The sequence below is a fragment of the Streptomyces spinosisporus genome (genome assembly GCF_022698145.1).
GTDB lineage: Bacteria > Actinomycetota > Actinomycetes > Streptomycetales > Streptomycetaceae > Streptomyces > Streptomyces spinosisporus.
Genome location: NZ_JALDAX010000065.1, coordinates 1 through 648, shown reverse-complemented (window position 1 = coordinate 648; position 648 = coordinate 1). Strand labels below are relative to the sequence as shown.

Below are 648 nucleotides of genomic sequence, written 5' to 3'. Positions count from 1 at the left end.
GCCGACCGCCTCGATGACGACGTCGGCACCGAAGCCGCCGGTCAGCTCGCGGATCGCCTCGACCGGGTCGGCCTCGCGGGAGTTGACCGTGTGCGTGGCGCCCATCTCGCGCGCCTTGGCCAACTTGCGGTCGTCGATGTCGACCGCGATGACCTTGGCGGCGCCCGCGAGGTTGGCCCCGGCGATCGCCGCGGCCCCGACGCCGCCGCAGCCGATGACGGCCACGCTGTCGCCGCGGCCGACGCCCCCGGTGTTGATCGCCGCGCCGATGCCCGCCATGACACCGCAGCCGAGCAGCCCCGCGGCGGCCGCGGACGCCTTCCGGTCGACCTTGGTGCACTGCCCGGCCGCGACGAGGGTCTTCTCGGCGAACGCGCCGATGCCCAGGGCGGGTGACAGCTCGGTGCCGTCGGTCAACGTCATCTTCTGCTCGGCGTTGTGGGTGTTGAAGCAGTACCAGGGACGGCCGCGCAGACAGGCCCGGCAACTGCCGCACACGGCACGCCAGTTGAGGATCACGAAGTCGCCCGGGGCGACATCGGTGACGCCGTCGCCCACCGACTCCACCACGCCCGCCGCCTCATGGCCGAGCAGGAAGGGGAAGTCGTCGTTGATGCCGCCCTCGCGGTAGTGCAGATCGGTGTGGCA

1 protein-coding gene is annotated in these 648 nt (G+C 72.4%); it reads right to left on the bottom strand.

Annotation, left to right across the window (positions count from 1 at the left end; all coding sequences use genetic code 11):
* On the bottom strand, window positions 1-648 hold a 648-nt coding region (locus tag MQN93_RS43720), incomplete at both ends, for a zinc-binding dehydrogenase (RefSeq protein WP_242713921.1).